14 protein-coding genes and 1 tRNA gene are annotated in these 19540 nt (G+C 49.7%); 11 read left to right on the forward strand and 4 right to left on the reverse strand.

Annotated elements, in window-relative coordinates; all coding sequences use genetic code 11:
* Positions 1-278: 278 nt before the first annotated feature.
* Positions 279-3725 carry a pyruvate carboxylase gene (pyc, locus tag PsAD46_RS26510; protein WP_063308253.1) on the reverse strand — a complete coding sequence of 1149 codons (3447 nt, stop codon included), beginning with the start codon at positions 3723-3725 and terminating at the stop codon, positions 279-281.
* A gap of 341 nt (positions 3726-4066) precedes the next feature.
* The gene (locus PsAD46_RS26515) at positions 4067-4786 is read right to left on the reverse strand and encodes a LuxR family transcriptional regulator (protein ID WP_057461895.1); all 720 of its coding nucleotides are present in this window, start codon (positions 4784-4786) and stop codon (positions 4067-4069) included.
* Between the two features lie 959 nt (positions 4787-5745).
* On the opposite strand from PsAD46_RS26515, the gene PsAD46_RS26520 reads away from it, so the two are divergent.
* The 5 genes from PsAD46_RS26520 (at position 5746) to PsAD46_RS26540 (ending at position 11628) form a co-directional block, all read left to right on the forward strand.
* Positions 5746-8691, forward strand: a complete 2946-nt coding sequence (locus tag PsAD46_RS26520; protein ID WP_063308254.1) for a helicase-related protein — start codon at positions 5746-5748, stop codon at positions 8689-8691.
* Positions 8692-8713: 22 nt separating this feature from the next.
* Positions 8714-9115, forward strand: a complete 402-nt coding sequence (locus PsAD46_RS26525) for an RNA-binding S4 domain-containing protein (RefSeq protein ID WP_063290334.1) — start codon at positions 8714-8716, stop codon at positions 9113-9115.
* A 186-nt stretch (positions 9116-9301) separates the two neighbouring features.
* Positions 9302-9640, forward strand: a complete 339-nt coding sequence (fdxA, locus tag PsAD46_RS26530; protein WP_057461898.1) for a ferredoxin FdxA — start codon at positions 9302-9304, stop codon at positions 9638-9640.
* A gap of 412 nt (positions 9641-10052) precedes the next feature.
* Positions 10053-10637: a CarD family transcriptional regulator gene (locus tag PsAD46_RS26535; RefSeq protein ID WP_057461899.1), complete on the forward strand. Its 585-nt coding sequence runs from the start codon at positions 10053-10055 to the stop codon at positions 10635-10637.
* A gap of 121 nt (positions 10638-10758) precedes the next feature.
* Positions 10759-11628, forward strand: a complete 870-nt coding sequence (locus PsAD46_RS26540) for an RNA polymerase factor sigma-32 (protein WP_063291770.1) — start codon at positions 10759-10761, stop codon at positions 11626-11628.
* 25 nt (positions 11629-11653) lie between these two features.
* Here PsAD46_RS26540 and PsAD46_RS26545 read toward each other — a convergent pair whose 3' ends face one another.
* Both PsAD46_RS26545 and PsAD46_RS26550 read right to left on the reverse strand, forming a co-directional pair.
* On the reverse strand, positions 11654-13060 hold the full coding sequence (locus PsAD46_RS26545; protein ID WP_082827061.1) for a M48 family metalloprotease: 1407 nt from the start codon (positions 13058-13060) through the stop codon (positions 11654-11656).
* An 84-nt stretch (positions 13061-13144) separates the two neighbouring features.
* Positions 13145-13897 (reverse strand): hypothetical protein, encoded by a 753-nt coding sequence (locus tag PsAD46_RS26550; protein WP_063308255.1) that lies wholly within the window; start codon positions 13895-13897, stop codon positions 13145-13147.
* Positions 13898-14158: 261 nt separating this feature from the next.
* Here PsAD46_RS26550 and PsAD46_RS26555 point away from each other — a divergent pair.
* The 6 genes from PsAD46_RS26555 to PsAD46_RS26580 all read left to right on the forward strand — a co-directional run bounded on the left by PsAD46_RS26555 (position 14159) and on the right by PsAD46_RS26580 (position 18674).
* Positions 14159-14235: transfer RNA gene (locus tag PsAD46_RS26555), tRNA-Arg, on the forward strand.
* A 154-nt stretch (positions 14236-14389) separates the two neighbouring features.
* On the forward strand, positions 14390-15625 hold the full coding sequence (locus PsAD46_RS26560; RefSeq protein WP_063308256.1) for a site-specific integrase: 1236 nt from the start codon (positions 14390-14392) through the stop codon (positions 15623-15625).
* 329 nt (positions 15626-15954) lie between these two features.
* Positions 15955-16209: a hypothetical protein gene (locus tag PsAD46_RS26565; RefSeq protein ID WP_063308257.1), complete on the forward strand. Its 255-nt coding sequence runs from the start codon at positions 15955-15957 to the stop codon at positions 16207-16209.
* Between the two features lie 54 nt (positions 16210-16263).
* Positions 16264-16845, forward strand: a complete 582-nt coding sequence (locus PsAD46_RS26570) for a hypothetical protein (RefSeq protein ID WP_063308258.1) — start codon at positions 16264-16266, stop codon at positions 16843-16845.
* Between the two features lie 83 nt (positions 16846-16928).
* Entirely contained in the window at positions 16929-17213 is a 285-nt protein-coding gene (locus PsAD46_RS26575) for a DUF6074 family protein (protein WP_063308259.1), read from the forward strand.
* Between the two features lie 840 nt (positions 17214-18053).
* A complete protein-coding gene (locus tag PsAD46_RS26580) occupies positions 18054-18674 on the forward strand; it encodes a hypothetical protein (protein WP_063308260.1) in 621 nt (206 codons plus the stop codon).
* The last annotated feature ends 866 nt before the right edge of the window (positions 18675-19540 follow it).

Raw genomic sequence — 19540 nt, forward strand, 5'->3', positions numbered from 1 at the left:
CCAACTCTGGCCTGGTAGGAAGGCAGTTCCTAAAGATCAGAAATTGGGAAACACATTGTTGAATTGGTTGGAGCGCTGAGTACAGAAGGACACAGACAGGAACAACCGCACTACTACGGAACGTAGCAATACCTAACGTCACGTGCTGCAGATAAAAACGAGTAACATATTGATAATTATATATATTTAAAACATTAAAACAAAAAAACCAGCAATGCATAGTGCTCATGCACCAAACGCATTGCTGGTTAATCCAGATTAGCAAATACCTTCAGGACTTATCCCTTAAAGGTAACAATCAGATCTTTCGCATCAAGCTGATCACCTGGAGCCACACAGACTTCGTTGATCTCACCATCACGCTCCGCATGAACAGATGTTTCCATCTTCATTGCCTCAATGGAAACAAGCAGATCACCAGCTTTCACAGCCTGACCAGCTTTCACAGCGAGCGTAGAGATAACGCCCGGTACTGGCGCACCAACCTGAAGCTCATTGTCGTCATCAACTTTACGACGCGCAGGTGTGTTTGCAGCACTGTGAGTGCGGTCGATAATACGGATGTTCCGAGGCTGACCGTTCAGTTCAAAGAACACACGCTTTTCACCGTGCTCATCAGTTTCACCAATCGCAAGACAAGAGATAACCATTGTCTTACCCGGCTCTAGCTCAGCCATAATCTCATCACCAACCTTCAAACCATAGAAGTAGGTTGGCGTTGGAAGTACGCTGGTCGGGCCATACTTGTCCTGAGCCTTGGCAAATTCAGTGTAAACCTTCGGATACATGAGCATAGAAGACAGCTCTTGCTCAGAACCTTTACGACCCAGAACACCTGTCAGCTCATTACGCTTGGCATCCATGTCCTCAGCTTCAAGCAAAGACCCAGGACGAACCGTAATCGGCTCTTGCCCCTTCAGAACTTTCTTCTGCAGTTCAACAGGCCAGCCACCCGGAGGAATACCAAGGTCACCGTGCATCATGTTGACGACGGATTCCGGGAAGGAGACTTCCTTGTTCGGATCGATAACATCTTCCGGCGTAATGCCCTGAGACACCATCATCACCGCCATGTCACCAACAACTTTGGAACTTGGCGTCACCTTCACAATGTCACCAAACATCATGTTCACGTCCGCATAGGCTTTCGCCACTTCGTGCCAACGCATCTCAAGACCAAGCGAACGCGCCTGTTCTTTCAGGTTGGTGAACTGGCCACCAGGCATCTCATGCAGATAAACCTCAGAAGCCCCAAAGCGTAGATCGCTCTCAAACGCACGGTACTGTGTACGAACAGCTTCCCAGTAGAAGGAAATCTGCTGGATACGATCTGTGTCCAGACCGCTATCGCGAGAAGTTCCTTTCAGAGCTTCAACAACGGAACCCATACATGGCTGAGAGGTCAGACCTGATAGGGAATCCATCGCCAAATCAACAATGTCAGCACCACTCTCAACAGCCGCCAGAACAGTAGAGGCCGCAATACCGGAGGTGTCATGGGTGTGGAAGTGGATCGGAATATCGATCTCATCTTTCAGCGCCTTGATCAGAACTTTCGCAGCCTGCGGCTTCAACACACCGCCCATATCCTTAATACCAAGAATATGCGCACCTGCAGTTTCAAGCTCTTTCGCCAGATTGACGTAGTACTTCAGATCATACTTCGGACGCGCGCTGTTCAAAATGTCGCCAGTGTAGCAAAGAGCTGCTTCACACAGCTTGCCTTGCTCCTGAACAGCATCCAGGGACACACGCATGTTCTCAACCCAGTTGAGGCAGTCAAACACACGGAACACATCAACACCAGATTCAGCAGCCTGACGCACAAAATGCTGAACAACGTTATCTGGATAGTTCGCGTAACCCACACCGTTGGAACCACGAAGCAACATCTGCATCAGCAGGTTAGGTGCTTTCTCACGTACGAGACGCAGACGTTCCCACGGATCTTCAGTCAGGAAGCGCATGGACACATCAAAGGTCGCGCCACCCCAGCATTCCAAAGAGAACAACTCAGGCAATCCCTGCGCATAGCTATCAGCAACCTGCGCCAAATCGTAGGTACGCATGCGTGTCGCAAGCAAAGATTGGTGCGCATCACGCATCGTCGTGTCGGTAACAAGCACTTGCGGCTGAGCTTTTACCCACTTGGCAAATTCTTTAGGACCAAGTTGTTCCAGCTTTTGGCGGGTCCCGTCCATTACTGGCAACTTGAACTTCGGCGCCACAGGTGCCGGTGCATCAGCTGGTGGTTTCGGGCGTCCCTTTGTTTCAGGGTGGCCGTTTACAGTGACATCAGCAATGTAGTTCAGCAGCTTCGTCGCGCGGTCAGCTGTTTTAATGTTCTCAAACAGCTCAGGCGTGTCATCAATAAAGCGCGTTGTATAAGAATTGTCCTGGAAGGACGCATGCCCAATAATCCGCTCAAGGAAAATCAGGTTGGTCGCAACGCCGCGAATACGGAATTCGCGCAGCGCACGATCCATACGCGCACATACTTCCTCAGGCGTTGGGGCCCAGGCGGTCACCTTCTCAAGCAGAGGATCGTAGAAACGGGTGATCACCGCGCCGGCATAAGCCGTGCCACCATCAAGACGGATACCAAACCCGGTCGCACCGCGATAAGCGCTCAGGCGGCCATAATCCGGAATGAAGTTGTGCTCAGGATCTTCAGTCGTAATACGACATTGAAGCGCATGACCATTCAACTCAATCGCGTTCTGCTCAGGAACACCGGTGACCGTTTTATCGCCAATACGACCACCTTCCGCAATGCGGATCTGCGCGCGAACCACATCAATGCCGGTGACTTCTTCAGTAACGGTATGCTCCACCTGAATACGCGGGTTCACTTCAATGAAGTAAACCTTGCCGGTATCCGCATCCATCAGGAACTCAACGGTGCCCGCGCCGCAGTAATCCACTTCGCGGCCAATCTTCAGGCCATACTCGCAAAGCTCACGGCGCTTTTCTTCATCAAGATATGGTGCAGGCGCACGCTCAACCACTTTCTGATGACGGCGCTGAATGGAACAATCACGCTCAAACAGATGTACGAGATTGCAGTGCTGATCACCAAGGATCTGAACTTCAACGTGACGGGCGCGCTCAACAAGCTTCTCGAGGTAAACCTCATCCTTGCCGAACGCTGCTCTCGCTTCACGTTTCGCTTCAACAAACTCGCGAAGAAGCGTCTCTTCATCACGGATCACACGCATACCGCGGCCACCACCGCCCCATGATGCCTTGAGCATCACCGGATAGCCGATCTGCAAAGCAAGACGCTTCACTTCTTCCATGTCTTCAGGAAGCGGATCCGTCGCAGGCATAACAGGAACACCAGCTTTAATCGCCAGTTCACGTGCTGCTACTTTGTTACCCAGGCGGCGCATTGTATCTGGCGATGGGCCGATAAAGATAATGCCGTTCTCAGCACATGCCTCAGCAAACTCTGGACTCTCGGAAAGGAAGCCGTAACCTGGATGGATTGCATCAACGCGTTGCTCTTTCGCGACGCGGATAATCTCGTCGATAGACAAGTAGGCCTCAATTGGACCCAGGCCTTTACCCACCTGATAAGCTTCATCAGCCTTAAAACGGTGTAGAGCCAGCTTGTCTTCTTCAGCAAAGACAGCAACTGTCTGGAGACCAAGTTCGTTTGCAGCTCGAAAAACTCGAATTGCAATCTCTGAGCGGTTAGCAACCAATATTCGTTGAATAGCCAAAGTTAGGTCCCCCAGTCTCTATGTATTTTGGGGCTTTATAGTCGAGCAAATCCCTCTATGGAAAGATTAATTTATAGTCACATGAGCTATTACTATATTTACCGGGTCACAAAACATTAAGAAAACGGGGAAATTCTAAGGAATTTATCGTACAATTGAGAAAAACTAAACACGTAAAAATATATACACAAACACTGTAAATTTTGACTTCTCTAATATATCTCACGAAAAATCTTCTACTTTTACGACTAAAGGTGCAACTTTTATCCGATCGCTCATGTGCAAACAGCAGGATTCGCGATGCGAACCCTGCCGAGAGCATAGGTAGGTGTCATTTTGGCTTAACGAATTAAGCCCAGCCGGAAACCCTCGGCCACAGCATGCGTTCTGTTTGCAGCGTGCAGTTTTCTGGCAGCGGAAGCCAGATACCAATCTGCTGTATGCTGAGAGATACTCAGGATCTGACTAATCTCCCAACTTGTCTTCCCTGCAGCAGACCATTTCAAGCATTCAAGTTCACGAGGTGTAAGGCGATGGCGGGGCCGACTGGTATTAGCACCAATCAATTCGCGCACCTTATTGCTCGAGTAAATGCCAACAAGATGAAGAACACTGATTTCGCGCTCATTCAGACGTACTTCCGGCCCACCAAAGATCAACATGCCTTGATAGCCTTGAAGGCCATGCACTGGCACGCAGACGCCGTCGTACATTCCGTAATCGCGCGCTTCTGACAGAACTTGCTGTGCAGCGGCAGTAATATTGCGATCACGAGCAACGCTTGACCATAAGAATGGACGGCTTGCGGTGCGCGCCTTCGCAACAATCGGATCGTTTTGTACGTAATCACGGTCGAGATAACGTTGTTGCCATTCAGGGCGCCAACCACTCAACATAATTGACCCATCAAAAGATGCGCCAGCTTCGGGGATCGCAGCGAGACAGAAGCTTGTAAAGCCAAAAGACTGGCCAAGTTCAGCAATACGCTTAGAAACACCTTCGGATGTTTCTTCATTATTAATAGATTCAACAAATTCTAGTGCAGCAGTCAACGGATTCATTTTATACACCCCTACATATTATGCCTCCAACAACCTTACTCTACGCAATATCCACTCAATATAGAAGGTGTATCTATCACCCATCTTCTATTCGAGGCTCATTGTTTTCATATTGGGAAAGAAATCTATTCAATTTAACTTCTATACCAATAGAATTACGTCCATATATATTGACATTGTTAAATTGCACTATGTCTTTTTCGAAAAGCTCTGAAGGAAAAACTTTAAACTTAAAGATCGAATTAGTATTTCTTTGGAAAAAGCTATTGTTAGGAGCAGGTTAATAAAACGTTAACCTTAGATTGCACACCGACCAATACGGATGCGTATGTAATATAGGAAAAATATTCCAGCAATTAGCAAGGTATCGCAGTTAGATTCCGTGTTTCTTTTCATTCTGCATAGATGCAAAAAACTTAACGATACGGCTGAGGGGAAAGCGGGGATAACTCCTCCCCGATGAAACTCACTGGTTAAAACAGAAGTAGCAACAAGCCTCATCTAACACTTATCCGCGGCATGTCTGGGGGCAATAAGAATTGGCAAAATTTATGCTAATACAAGACATTTACTAATGAAATCGGCTAGTAACAACGGCGAATGTGTTACACATAACCCGCAAAACTTCAGGCTTCTTGTAACCATTTAACACGATGTAACCTACCCAAAACGGCATATACTGCACGTTATAGTCATGCATCTTATTCAGCGAAAGCAGGAGGCGGACAATAACGTATACGCAAAAAACCCTTTTATGCCGGTATGAAACTGAAACTTCATTCCAGCACTCATCATCAGCATTTTTCGTCTTTATTCATTCCAGAGCTTTACAGCGATTTTCTCTGCCATATAAATGCCACTTCATTGGGTGAGGCACCGCACGGGCATTTTCAGTATCCCAGCCGAAGAATTGGGTACCGAGATACGTTTGGCCATAGACTACGGAATTGCACTTCTAGATGAACAAGAACACGCTGCACCGAACAACAAGATCACGGTCTGTCACTGCGATTTTGGGGCCAACGAACACTGGTAAGACGCATCTGGCTATCGAGCGGATGAGCGCATACTCGTCTGGCCTTATCGGATTACCACTCCGTCTGCTGGCCAGAGAAGTCTACGGGCGTCTTGTAGAGAAGAAGGGGCCAGATCTTGTCGCGCTGATTACAGGCGAAGAAAAGATCATCCCGAAGAACCCACGCTTCTGGGTCTCTACTGTAGAGGCAATGCCAAAAGATCTCGACGTGGACTTCGTTGCCATTGATGAAGTGCAGCTGGCTGGCGATCTGGAACGTGGCCATGTCTTTACAGACCGCATCCTGCATTTGCGTGGCAGAGAGGAAACTCTGCTGCTTGGTTCCTCGACAATACGCCCCTTGCTCGAAAAGCTGATGCCGGGTCTGAATGTGATCACGCGACCGCGCATGTCCATTCTGACATACGCAGGATCTAAAAAGATCACGCGCCTCCCGCGTCGCTCTGCAATTGTCGCCTTCTCTTCCGATGAAGTCTACGCCATCGCAGAACTGATCCGCCGTCAGCGCGGCGGTGCAGCAGTTGTCCTCGGCTCCCTTTCTCCGAGAACGCGCAATGCACAGGTTGACCTGTTCCAGAACGGCGATGTTGACTGGCTCATTGCCACCGACGCTGTAGGTATGGGTCTGAACCTAGATGTAGACCACATCGCGTTCGCCGGACACCGCAAGTTTGATGGCTATCAGTACCGCCAGTTAACCCCGTCGGAGACCGGCCAGATCGCCGGACGAGCAGGTCGACACCTGCGAGATGGTACTTTTGGTGTAACGGGCCGGGTCCCCGGCTTTGACGACGAACTTGTCTATCAACTCGAATCTCACGAGTTTGAGCCCCTCAAAGTGCTGCAATGGCGCAACCCAAATCTCGATTTTTCCTCGATTCGCGCACTTTTGCGCAGTTTGGAGCATTCTCCGCGAGAAGAGGGCTTGACCAAAGCCCCTCCGGCGGAGGATATCGGTGTTCTCGAACTTGCTAATCGTGACAGGGACATTCTTTCCCTCGCGACGACGCAAGAAAGAGTTTCATTACTGTGGGATACCTGTCAGGTTCCAGACTATCGCAAGATAGCTCCGGCAAACCATGCAGATCTCGTAACAGGGATTTATTCCCATCTGATCCGGGATGGAGCCATTCCGGATGATTGGTTTAACAGTCAGATAAAACTGGCAGACAAAACCGATGGGGATATAGACACACTGGCGAACCGGATAGCACATATCCGTACGTGGACCTTTGTGGCAAACCGTGCCGACTGGCTGAACGATCCTGCTCATTGGCAGGAAGTGACGCGCGGCATAGAAGATCGATTATCAGATGCCCTTCACGAACGGCTTACACAGCGGTTTGTGGATCGGCGAACCAGCGTATTGATGCGACGTCTGAGAGAGAACAAAATGCTCGAAGCGGAGATCACCGCAACCGGAGATGTCCTTGTAGAAGGACAGCACATTGGCCAGCTTCACGGCTTCCGCTTTGCTCCGGATGCAACGGCAGAAGGACAGGAAGAAAAAGCTGTCCGTGCTGCGGCCCAAAAAGCACTAGCTAGCGAGATTGAAAACCGTGCAGAACGGTTATCCCGCGCGCCCAACGAAGAGTTCATCCTCTCCGCAGACGGCACATTAAGATGGCAGGGTGAATCTATCGCCCGCCTGATAGCTGGTGAACAGACCCTGCGCCCATCCCTGATCATTCTTGCTGATGAGCAGTTGACGGGACCTGCACGCGATATGGTGCAGGAGCGCCTTGATCTATGGATCAAGACACACATCGAAACACTCCTGAAGCCGCTTTTCGACCTGGAACAGGGCGAAGAGATCGAAGGCATCGCTCGTGGCGTGGCATACCGCCTGACCGAGAGCCTTGGCATCCTTGAGCGTCAGGAAATTTCAGATGACATCCGTCAGCTCGACCAGCAGATGCGCGGTTCACTCCGCAAGCTCGGTGTTCGCTTTGGCGCCTATCACATCTATGTCCCTGCTCTTCTGAAACCAGCACCAAGCCAGCTGCTCGCGCAGCTCTGGGCGCTGAAAGAAGGCAAAGGCGAGATCAAAGGCCTGACTGAACTTCCTCAGCTGTCCGCCTCTGGCCGTACGTCCGTTCCAGTAGATCCGGAGATCGAAGGCGCGCTGTATCGCGTCGTAGGCTTCCGCGTTTGTGGTCCACGTGCTGTACGCGTCGATATTCTGGAGCGCCTGGCAGACATCATTCGTCCGCTGGTAGCCTGGAAACCTCTGGAAGAAGGCATTGAGCCGCCAGAAGGTGCACTGACAGAAGGCGGCGCATTCACCGTCACTGTTTCCATGACCTCCCTGCTCGGTTGTGCAGGCGAAGACTTCACAAACATCTTGAAGTCTCTCGGTTACCGTCTGGAAACACGCGAAGAACAGCGCCCTGTCGCCAAAAAGCCTGAAGCTCCAGTTGAAACACCTGAAGGTGCGGAAGCGGAACAGGTTGAAGGCGAAACTGCAGCACCAGTAGCGGAAGAACCTGCAACCGAAGAGGCTCCAGCTGAACCAGTTGAAGAAGCAGCACCTGCTGAAGCTTCTGAGGACGAAGCTGGCGAGCCAGAGATGGAAACAGTTACTGTTGAAATCTGGCGCCCGGGTCGTTTCGGTGGACGTCGCAACAACAACGAACGTCAGCGCAATACACGCAGTGGCAACGAACGTCGTGGCGGACCTCGCAGCAACAACGCTCAGCAGCGTCGCAATCCTGGTAAGCCTGGCGGTAAAGGCCGTGGCTTTAGCAAAGACCAGAACCGCGGCCAGCAAGGCAAGCCTGCTCCACGCAAAGACAAGCCGTTGGATCCGGATTCTCCGTTTGCAGCACTGATGTCCTTGAAACAGAACTTGGAAAAGGGCGACAAATAGTCGCCCCTTCGGGCTAACTGATATGGCAATACCAGAAGCACAAGAGTCTCTTCGCATCGACAAATGGCTCTGGTATGCCCGCATTACAAAATCTCGGACACTGGCACAAAAACTGGCAGTGTCCGGGCATGTTAGATTGAACAAAGATAAGATTGCGGCCGCCAAAACAGCTGTAAAGCCCGGTGATGTACTGACCATCACAATGCCGCGACGCCTTTTGATCCTTAAGGTTTTAAAACTTGGCACCCGGCGCGGTCCAGCCCCTGAAGCACAGCTGCTTTATGAGGACATGTCTCCCCCTCCACCACCCAAGGAAACACAGGTCCAGGTTGCCAAGCGCGAGGCCGGTGCAGGACGCCCAACGAAACGGGATCGACGCCAAATCGCCCGGATTCGGGGCTTCAACGAAATTGATCCTTTTTAGCGGCAACTTTACGCAAATTTTGCCCCAATATTGCAATCTCTTCGCCTATGACAGCGCTTGCACTACCCACTGAAAACCGGTAGCAAAGAGCACAAGTTTAAAGGACGAGAAAATCGTCAGGGCCACGAGAGCCCGTGCCGTTTGTCTTCAGACAAATTTGCAGCGCCAGAGACTAAGAGGATTGCGATGACATACGTCGTCACAGACAATTGCATCAAATGCAAATACACCGACTGTGTTGAAGTTTGCCCGGTCGATTGCTTTTACGAAGGCGAGAATATGCTCGTCATTCATCCAGACGAATGTATCGATTGCGGTGTGTGTGAACCGGAATGTCCAGCAGATGCAATTCTCCCAGATACTGAGCCTGGCTTGGAAAAGTGGGTTGAGCTTAATGCTGAGTACGCAGAAAAGTGGCCGAATCTGACTGTTAAGAAAGATCAGCTTCCAGAAGCTGCTGAGTTTGATGGTGTTGCAGAAAAACTCGAAAAGTATTTCTCTGATAAGCCGGGCACTGGTGATTAAGGTCCCAAAAGCTTAGAGCTACCAAATATTTATTATTTGCCAGACAGTATCCGCGGATGTCTTAATTCCTCTCTTGCTTGAGAGAGGTTGGAAATCCGTGGATAATGTGCTATACAGTTTTTTACAGTCATTTGGCAGTCTGGTTGCACCCTCCCCACTCGGAGGTTTTTTTATGGTCGCAGTTCAATTGAAGTGCGCACAATAATTTACTCCAGCATTCGCCGAAGTAGCCACAACATAGAATTCGACTGATCACATTTGAACGCGGAACCAATTGATGCGAGAAGTAGCTTTCCGCATACATTGGACTTTTCACGTTTTTCCAAAGAGAAAGATGCGGCGAACGCGCTGCATCTAGGTTGCTTGCGTCTCCCAGACAGCAAACAACCACTGCGCAGGAGAAGTATAGCGTATGGCCACACCCGCAAAAAAGACCGCGCAGCGTCAGGGGTTTAAAACAGGTGAGCACATCATTTATCCATCTCACGGCGTTGGATTGATTACTGCAATTGAAGAGCAGACCGTAGCTGGATACTCTCTTGAACTCCTCGTAATTGACTTCGAACAGGATAAGATGACGCTCCGTGTTCCAGTTGCAAAAATTGCTTCTGTAGGAATGCGTAAGCTGTCTGACGCATCTACCGTTAAGAAATCTCTTGAGACCATCGCAGGTAAACCTCGCGTGAAGCGTACCATGTGGAGTCGCCGCGCACAGGAATACGAAGCAAAGATCAACTCTGGCGATCTCATTTCAACCGCTGAAGTTGTTCGTGACCTTTATCGCTCTGATTCCCAGCCTGAACAGTCTTACTCCGAACGTCAGCTTTACGAAGCCGCATTAGACCGTATGGCACGTGAAATCGCAGCTGTTCAGAAACAGACTGACACAGAAGCAATCAGACAGATCGAAGGCGTTCTTTCCACGTCTCCAGGTCGTGCTGCCAAAGTTGCTCCAGCAACTGATGGTGAAGGCGGAGGTCAGGAAGAGGCAGCTTAATCAGCCTCTCCTAATCTAACTGATTAAAAGAAAGCCCTGCTCCAAGCGGGGCTTTCTTTTTTTGTCAAAAGATCCAAATGAACTTCAGCGCCGTATCTCAGTTTAATCGAGGGAGGCGTAAATGGCTCATTATGAAAGAGACCAAAGTCTCGGGCCTCTTGCCCGTCTGGCAAGAAAAGCCCCATATCTGTCAAAAGAAGAAGAATACAAGCTCTTGGAAGGCTGGATTGTCAGAGGCGATCACAGATCACTCGATAAGCTATCTCTGTCTCACTCCCGCTTGGTCATCGCTCAAGCACTTCGGTTCAAGTCCTATGGTGTCCCGCTCTCTGATCTAATTCAGGAGGGCCATATCGGCCTTATGGAAGCAGCCAACAGGTTCCAGCTCTCCAAAGACGTCCGTTTTGCCACCTATGCAACTTGGTGGATCAAATCATTCATTCAGGACTATGTGCTCCGCAACCAGTCGATTGTTCGCGGTGGAACCTCCTCTCGCCAGAAAATGTTGTTTTTCGGCTTCAAACGTTTGCGCGCAGAACTCTCAAGCAAACATCCTGACTTGAATGAAGAACAACTGCATCAGCAAATCTCAGAAAAGACAGGAGCAAAACTGAGGGATATAAGAATGATGTCTTCCAGATTAGGCCGGAAAGACACATCCCTCAATGCGAGCCTGAAAGGCAGCGAAACGAACCTGCAGCTTCAGGACACCCTCGCGGCTGAAGAACCTCTGCCAGACGAACTCGTCGAAGTGCACCTAGACCAGGAACGCGCAAAACGTCGTCTTTTCAATGCGATTAAAACGCTGCCACCACGCGAGCAGCGCGTCATTAAAGACCGCAAGCTAAAAGATGAAAGCGTTACACTGGAAGCCCTTGGCAAAAAACTGGGTGTTTCAAAGGAGCGTGTTCGGCAAATTGAGTCACGAGCAATGCAGAAATTGAAAGACGCTCTCACGCATTCGGATGGCTATGAAGCCAGCGGCTCATAACGCACTGCCTGAAAAACGAGCTTCTTTAGTCGGTAATGACCTTCAGGAGCTCACCTGGCTTGAAGCGTTGGTTCGCCTTAACCTGATTGAGGATCGTGAACAGCTCCAACCGACGCGATGGCTCAATGCCGCTCATGCCAACAGCAAGCTTACGAGCCGTCTCTCCACCCTTCGCTTGAATAATCTTAACTCGAAGTGGGTTAAGTCTGGCTTGTTCCGTCGGGCTTAGCTGTCGGAAGCTGCCAAGAGATTTTTCAAAATCACGAGTGAATACAGCAGTTGGCGAACGATTTGCGAAGATAAACCGATATCCGGTTAAGCCAATGCGTACGACACCGATGCGGAAAGACCAACCATCTGTAATTGCAGATCCAATAACGGCTGGCAAACCATTGATCGTGGTCGGGCGAACACTGTTATCAATCAAGCCATTGATCCAACCAGATAACATATAATCAGTTAAGCTGGCATATCCCGTCAGATCAGCACCATCAAAACGCATGGCAGTGCCGGAGTTATTACTCGCCAACACAGCCTCAGCAGAGTTCTCAAGCACAAAACCCTTTGGCACACTGAAGGAGATACCAAGGCCTTTGTGAAGGAACTGCCGCGCACGGACATACCCTTCCAGTGGATCGTCACCAAACAACATGCCATCCAAGCTGGTCAGATAGTCTTCACGACCATTCAGACCAATCCCCGGCGCACCGATCTGCCGTGCACTACGCACAGCGCGTTGAATACGATCAGGCGTGTTTGGATGAGAAGAAAGAAAATCTGGCGCTGAACTGCTTTGCCCACCAAGCTGCTGATAGCGTGCAAATTGCCCCATTGTGTTCAGGAAGCGCGCTGCGGCGTAAGGGTCATACCCAGCGCCAGCAAGTGTTCTCACACCCACATCATCAGCTTCAAGCTCCTGCTCCTGAGAAAAGCGCGCGAACTGCACCTGTTTCTCTTTGACTGCGGCATCAATGGTCTGCTGATCTTTGCCGATATTGGTCATCACTTTGGTGACGAACTCAGCCTCTTCAGCCTGACGTTGGCGTTTGATCGCATGACGCGCTGTCACGTGTGCCATTTCATGAGCAAGCACGGCAGCAAGCTCTGACGTATCATTGGCAAGCGCCAGCAACCCGCGCGTCACATAAAGATAACCACCTGGAAGAGCAAAGGCATTGACTGCAGGGCTGTTGAGCAAAGTAATGCGGTAGTGCGCTTCAGGGTCTTCCGAAGCTGCAACAAGACCACCAACAACACGTGCAATAGCTGCTTCAGCCTTACCATCCTTATAGACACCCCCATAAGTCGCGACGACACGCGGATGCTCTCTCGCCCCAACGTCACTCCCAAGCCCGGTTCGCAAGCTACCTGGTTTTTGAGCGCCTTGATTGGCAGAGCCGGTCAGCTGACACGCAACAAGAGCTACGGTCACTGCAGATATCACTAGCATTCTCAGGCTTGTCTGAAGTCCAGACAATGCACTACTCAAAGTCATTCGCGTTTCCGGCTCTTTGCCTTAGTCCAGAAGCTCCAACTGCGCTGGGTGCTTTAGCTCTATTAATGGTCCTTGGTTCAGTTGCATAACGCCCCTGAGGCGAACTCGCTTACCTTTCATCACTGAAAGATCATGCCCGAACTCCGAAAAATCCGCCAGCGTTCCCCTTTGAATAATCCCGGTTAAATCCTCTGTCCAGCGCTCACCAAAATTCAAGTATGTTTTGGATCGTGTTTGCCCAACAGAAATCAGCTTGGCTTCCACAATTCCATAAAGGCCGATTTGCTCGTAGCTAATTGACTTATAATCATTAATTACATTTTTAATGACCCATAATCCAACATTTTTCTCGCGAACCATACTCTCCAAATTAATAAGGAATTTCAAGCAATTGAAAGCTCTTAATTGTGGCCTAACAATGGCCATTCCAGCTTTGACCAGCCTGACCGACAAATCACCCAATTCAGGATCAACCAGAATCGCAGGTCGGCGTCCCCACCGATCCTTTTGCTCAATCAACGCCTTTACCCTGACTTCCCGTTCCTCAAAAAAGTCATCAGCAAGCAGCAAATCCCGCTCTGGCATTGTCAAATCTGCGAGATAATAAAACTCACCATCGCTCGCGATAAATCTCAAAGGATTTGCGAGCACCTCCTCCATCATGATGGTCGGCAAGCTCTCATCAAGAACCGAACGCTCATCACACGGCGTCGCTAACACGGTTCCTATACAGCTCAGCAAAAAGCAGAAAAAAGCAACAAATCCCCGGAACACAACAACCCACCAACAAAGTCTTATTTGGGAATTATATCAGGTCGATGCAGTCGGAACGCCCCCGAGAACTCTCTGAGAGCAAACCTCAAAGACGCCGGTTGAACAAATTCTCTTGCTTGAACTGATACCTAGCTTGTTCACAGAGAAGCAATCTATCTCGCCTACAGCCAAATTTCATGATATTTGAAAACGCGCTGCATCCTCAACGGATGATAACATCTTAAGCGGATCGATCCGGTCACGGATCAAGACACGCCTAAAGGCCCCGTAGCTCAGCTGGATAGAGCGGCCGCCTCCTAAGCGGCAGGTCAGTGGTTCGAATCCACTCGGGGTCACCAACACTACTTTTCACTAGTTCCTATTAGATCTTGCAAAGTTCAGGCAAATCAGGGTCTTATAGTGCAATAGAGCCTCATTAGCTTGTGCAAGATTATGCGCCATTGCGAAAATTTTGTGGGGTAGATTGTGGGGTAGCGTTGAGGGGTACTTATCATGCCAAGCCTGTTCCGCCTGAAACCAGCACAGCTTCGAAGCAATACACCTGGCAAGTTGAGTGATGGGGGCGGGCTATATTTCATCACAAGCAAATCAGGTAGAAAGAGCTGGGCATACATCTACACCTCTCCAATTACAGGAAAGCGTCGAGAGATGGGCCTTGGCTCCTATCCCGCAGTTCCCATCCAACAGGCCCGTGAGATGGCTGCTAAATGGCGAGCCATAAAGGAAGAAGGCAAAGATCCTGTAGCCCAGCGCAACCGAGAGCAGTTAGAGGCGCAAGAGCACAGCTTGACGCTTAGATACGTCTTAGAGCAAGCGTTCGAGGCTCGGAAGTCCGCTTTGAAGGGGGAAGGTGTCAATGGGCGGTGGTGGTCAGCATTAAACACCCATGTCCTTCCTAAGATCGGTAACAAACCCATAGAAGAGGTCTCACCAGCTGATCTAATTAAGGTTCTGAAGCCGATCTGGCATTCTAAGCAAGAGGTTGCAAAGAAGGCTATGCAAAGGCTGAAGATTGGCTTTGCTCACGCCCTTGATATGGGTCTAGACGTTCGCCTTGATACCACAGAGCGCGCCCAGCGGCTTTTAGGAAAACAGATTAGTAAAGCCCAGCCCTTCCCATCCATGCCATTATCTGACCTTCCAGCCTACTACAGGAAGCTTGAAGAGCTCGGAACCGTTCAAGCACGTGCATTACAGCTGGTCATACTCACCGCCAGACGGTCAGGTGAGATCAGACGTATGCGACTATCCGATATTGTAGATGATGTCTGGAACGTTCCTCCTGAAGACATGAAAGGGCGTGTTGGGCAACATCAAAGCCCGCAGCGTGTCCCGCTGAGTAAAGAAGCTCTCAGGGTAATTGAGCTAACGAAACCACATGCGCGAAATGGATACCTGTTCCCCCGCCAAGCTAAGCACGCCAGAGAGAGAAATCCCTTTCTCCAAGAAAACGCCATGTCTGATCTGATGAAGGCACATGAAACCGGCTATGTTCCTCATGGTTTTCGTGCAACCTTCCGCACATGGGCAGCAGAGATGAGCCTTCCCTACGATGCCGCTGAAATCCAGCAAGGCCACGAAGTGAGAAAGAAAGTTGAGCGCTCCTACAATCAGGCAGACTTGTTAGAGCAAAGGCGCGTGATCATGCAAAACTGGGCGGATGTTGTAACCGAAGAAGCAGGCAGCAACGTTATTTCACTTCACTTGAACGCATCTCACATAAATTAATGCAAAAACTTTCAACCTGTAACCTGCTGATAAATAATACCTCCTACCGTCATAGTGCTTTGCGTGTGACAAGTTTTTGCAGCATCCCACTAGACATCTTAAGACGATTCAATTTAGTTCTCTTCTTGCTGGGATATATTTGTGAGTGTTGCACGTTCTGTGCATTGTAACCACGAGATGTCTCTCAAAAACCGAATATGCGCACGTACTGTGTCCAGTATCCAGTATGTGCAACCAAACTCGCCAACAGGCGCAGTGTGTCTAAATGACCTAACTGCGCCCCGAGGGCGAGTTTTTTTATGGGCTGACCGCAGGAAAGGAATTGAGAAATGAAGACTGTAGAAACGGAGAAAAACGAACTGCCAAAGCTGATCACAGCCACAGAGCTCTCTGTGATCCTTGGCCTATCGCTCAACCGTCTGTGGGCACTTCGCAAAGATCCTTCCTGCGACATCCCTACACCAATCAACATCAGCAAAGGAGCTAGGGGGCAACGCTGGCGGCTCAATGAAATCGAACGCTGGCTTGATAGCAAGCAAGCTGCCAACGACGACACTCAAAAAGCAAAAGGTAAAGCAGCCTAACAAAAGGGTCGCGCAAGCGGCCTTCCCTCTCCTACTATTACACTGAAGGGCAATATGGCAGGCAAATACTCAAAGCATGACGCAACAGGGCGCACAACACCCAAGACACTTCGCAATAAAGGGCCAAAGAACAAGCCTCCTGAGGGAGATTGGATATGGGTTACAGGTGAACTCCTCGAATCCGAGACGTATCGCTCACTCAGTATCAACGCTAGGAAAGTTTTAGACCGGCTCAAAATCGAGCACATCGCTCATGGTGGAAAGGAGAACGGCAAGCGCAAGGTCACGCACCTACAATTTGCTGAGTACGGAGTTGGCAGAAACCGGATAGCCGATGCGATAGACGAGTTGGCGTATGTGGGATTGATTGCAGTTAATCGAGGCAGAGCTGGCAAGGGCACAGGGCATCCCAATGAGTTCCGATTAACTTGGATTGGAGATTGGGAAGGTAACCCCGCAACTAATGAATGGAAAGGAAAGACTGCTACAGATGCGAAGCGTTGGACTATGAAAGTGCGAGGCCTCAAAAAATCCAAACGGCAAGCTGCCAACGAGAACCGGACAAGAAAAAATCCTCACTCCCCAAAGTTGGGGTGCCTCACTCCCCAAAGTGGGGGTGAAAGAGATGCTGCGTAAAACTGAAATCGCAGAATTCAGCCATTCCTTTTACCCCCCAAAGTTGGGGTACTATATATATCTTGGACCAAGGGGCAACTTCCATGACTGACACAGCCAACAACACCGATCCGAAAAACAACACGATATTGTTCCCAATGAAGCATCGAAAAGGGAAAATCAGGCATGTTGCTGCAATTTTTGCCAAAAAGCGCGGTAAAGATCGGGAGGCCTATTGGCGGCGGACAGTTGAGAACATGCGAAAGCAAGCAGTATCTGCAGGAATTGCTCCTGAGGTAGTTGAACTACATGTTTCTGAGTTCTCTGCTGCGGTGGCCCTAGAAGCTACGAGCTATGAGCCAAACCGAAAAGACAGCCAAAAAGTTTGATTTTCAATTTGGTCGATTTAGCAGCACTCAAGCAGGGCAAAGGACGCGCCTCCGGCGCTTACTCCCTGCTGAAGAACCACACCTGAAACCACGGTGAGAACGATGCAGGAACAGCCTACCAAACTCACAGCAAAACAGAAGATGATCGTAATCGAGTGGGCCCTCAAGGCCCTAACAATATCATCTGTAGTCTGGGCAATCGCATGGTGTCAGGCCCAAATCCATGGATAGCCGATGGTGCTTAATGCACCCAACTTTAAATTGGACGTCCCGAATTCCAGCTCCTACCCATGTCTCAAGCCAAACCGGAAACCCAATCGGGTTCTTGAGGAGATGCAAGAAGCTAACACTTGACATAGGCGCGCGCCTTTTCATTCAGCAGAAACATACATTTCCCCAAGTTCATGACACCAAGCAGCGCAGTGCTTAGTGAGCCCAAATACTGAGTATGCAGAATACGATTAGCTGTGACGCTACATTTGCAATGACCATATCAATCATCTCCATGCCTTCTCCTTTCTTGCAGTGGTTGAAGATGCCTCTGATCTTAAGGAGCGCTGGAGAGGGGTAAGTGAGGCTCTGCACACATTCGCGAAAAAAGTGAGATTTTTTTGGCGGGCAGCAAGCTATCCTTCTGACGTCTCTATGCTGCTCTGCTCCCTCAATACGATTTCAACAGCAACGACTTACGACGCTCACGCATGTCGTAGATGAACGTGCTTTTGCCACTGTGATCGGCAGAGAGGTCAGAGGGCTGTTTGCAGTCGGCAGGATTATTATGCTTGTTTCAATAAATAGAATCGCGAAGTATCAACAATTTAGAGCTTTCGCGAGGTTTGCATGTCTGAAGAAAATTTAGATTTGACATTTGGAGCATCCAGTCAGGAGCCAGATGACCAGCTTTTCATCTGTTTTTTGGATGTGACCTATGGAACGGCTGAAGACGAAGAACAGGAAGCTCAGGCTTATAAACAACAACTCATTGAGCAGTATGATTTAGAGGGCTTAGTTGAAGTTGACATCTTTCCTGGCGCCTCTTTGCCCGCATGGCTGGTCACAATAGGGCTGGGTATTCAGATAATCGTGACTGGTGCCGATCTCATTGAAGCTCCGGCGACATACATTGAATTTGCCGCAAAGGTGAAGCGATATGTGACGAATGGAACTAAGATAGTCGTCAGTAAAAACGGAGCTATGATGCTAGCATTAGATGCAGTAAATAGCCACCTTACCTACAATCCGATATCTCTTTCCGTCATTGCATACGACTACGTCGACAACCGTTTGGACCAAGTCGATTACACGATGAAGATAAACGGCGTTCAAGACGCACCTTACATGGAATGGTTATCAGCTGTTGACCACATTTTTGATGTAAGAGCGGATGATCGAGCTTTTCGCGTCGTCATCAAGGATGGCAAAGTAGTTTACCTAGAAGAAGTAGACCACAATGCAATGTAGTTCTTGCTCTAGCGGGTCCGGCTGTTCTTGCCCCCCCCGGTTTAGGGACCGTGTTTTGATTTTTTCAGTTTGCTGCGGTGGCGGAGCCCGATTTATGGCCCGTTACAGCTGAAAAAACAGCGGGGTTACATGTCAGGTTCAGGCGGAAAAGATTAAGTAAATCAAAGCCCCACCCCTCAAAACATGTAAAATCACCCCCTTTTAACGTACTCACTCAGTTTCGCATTTTGGCTGCAATTGGCTGATCTCCCCTTCATCCGCTTAACTTCGCTCTCCAACCGCTAATCAAAGGGGGCAAAAAGCGGAGGGTAGCTCCCTCACCCAAACAGGCGTAATAGATTGATTGTATATCCTTTTTTTGCTTCCACGGGCTTTTAAGAGGGGAAGGTAAGCAAGGCCTTTAAAGCTGAAAAACGACAGAGTTCAGCCCCATCATAGCATCCGCTCCATTTTGCCCACTCAAGAGCACTCAAGCAAAGAGGGAAGCAGGACTACGCGCGTTGAGGCTTAGAAAGCCCGTATAAAGCAGGAAACACTCTCAGACGCCACCAACCGTAGGCAGAAGCCCAAATCGAACTGCAGCACGCTTTAAAACGCCCAGCGTAGCACTGCAACGCCTCTCCCCCATCAAGGCACAGCACAAGCGCTAGAAGCCATGATGAGGCGCCTTCAAGGCAAATGAACTGGGATTATCAAAGCGAGGATGAGAAAGCGCCCAGAACAGGCTTAAACGGCTTTCTGGTACTCTTGGCACTCTGAAGCTCTAGGTGGATAAATAGCATCACTGTTTTGAACACGCAACCGTCAGGCCGCAAGCCCCATCAGCAACCTGTTACCCCAGATCAAGGAAACGTCCCTCTTCAACA

Origin of the sequence: Pseudovibrio sp. Ad46 (assembly GCF_001623065.1) — a bacterium.
Classification (GTDB): Bacteria; Pseudomonadota; Alphaproteobacteria; order Rhizobiales; family Stappiaceae; genus Pseudovibrio.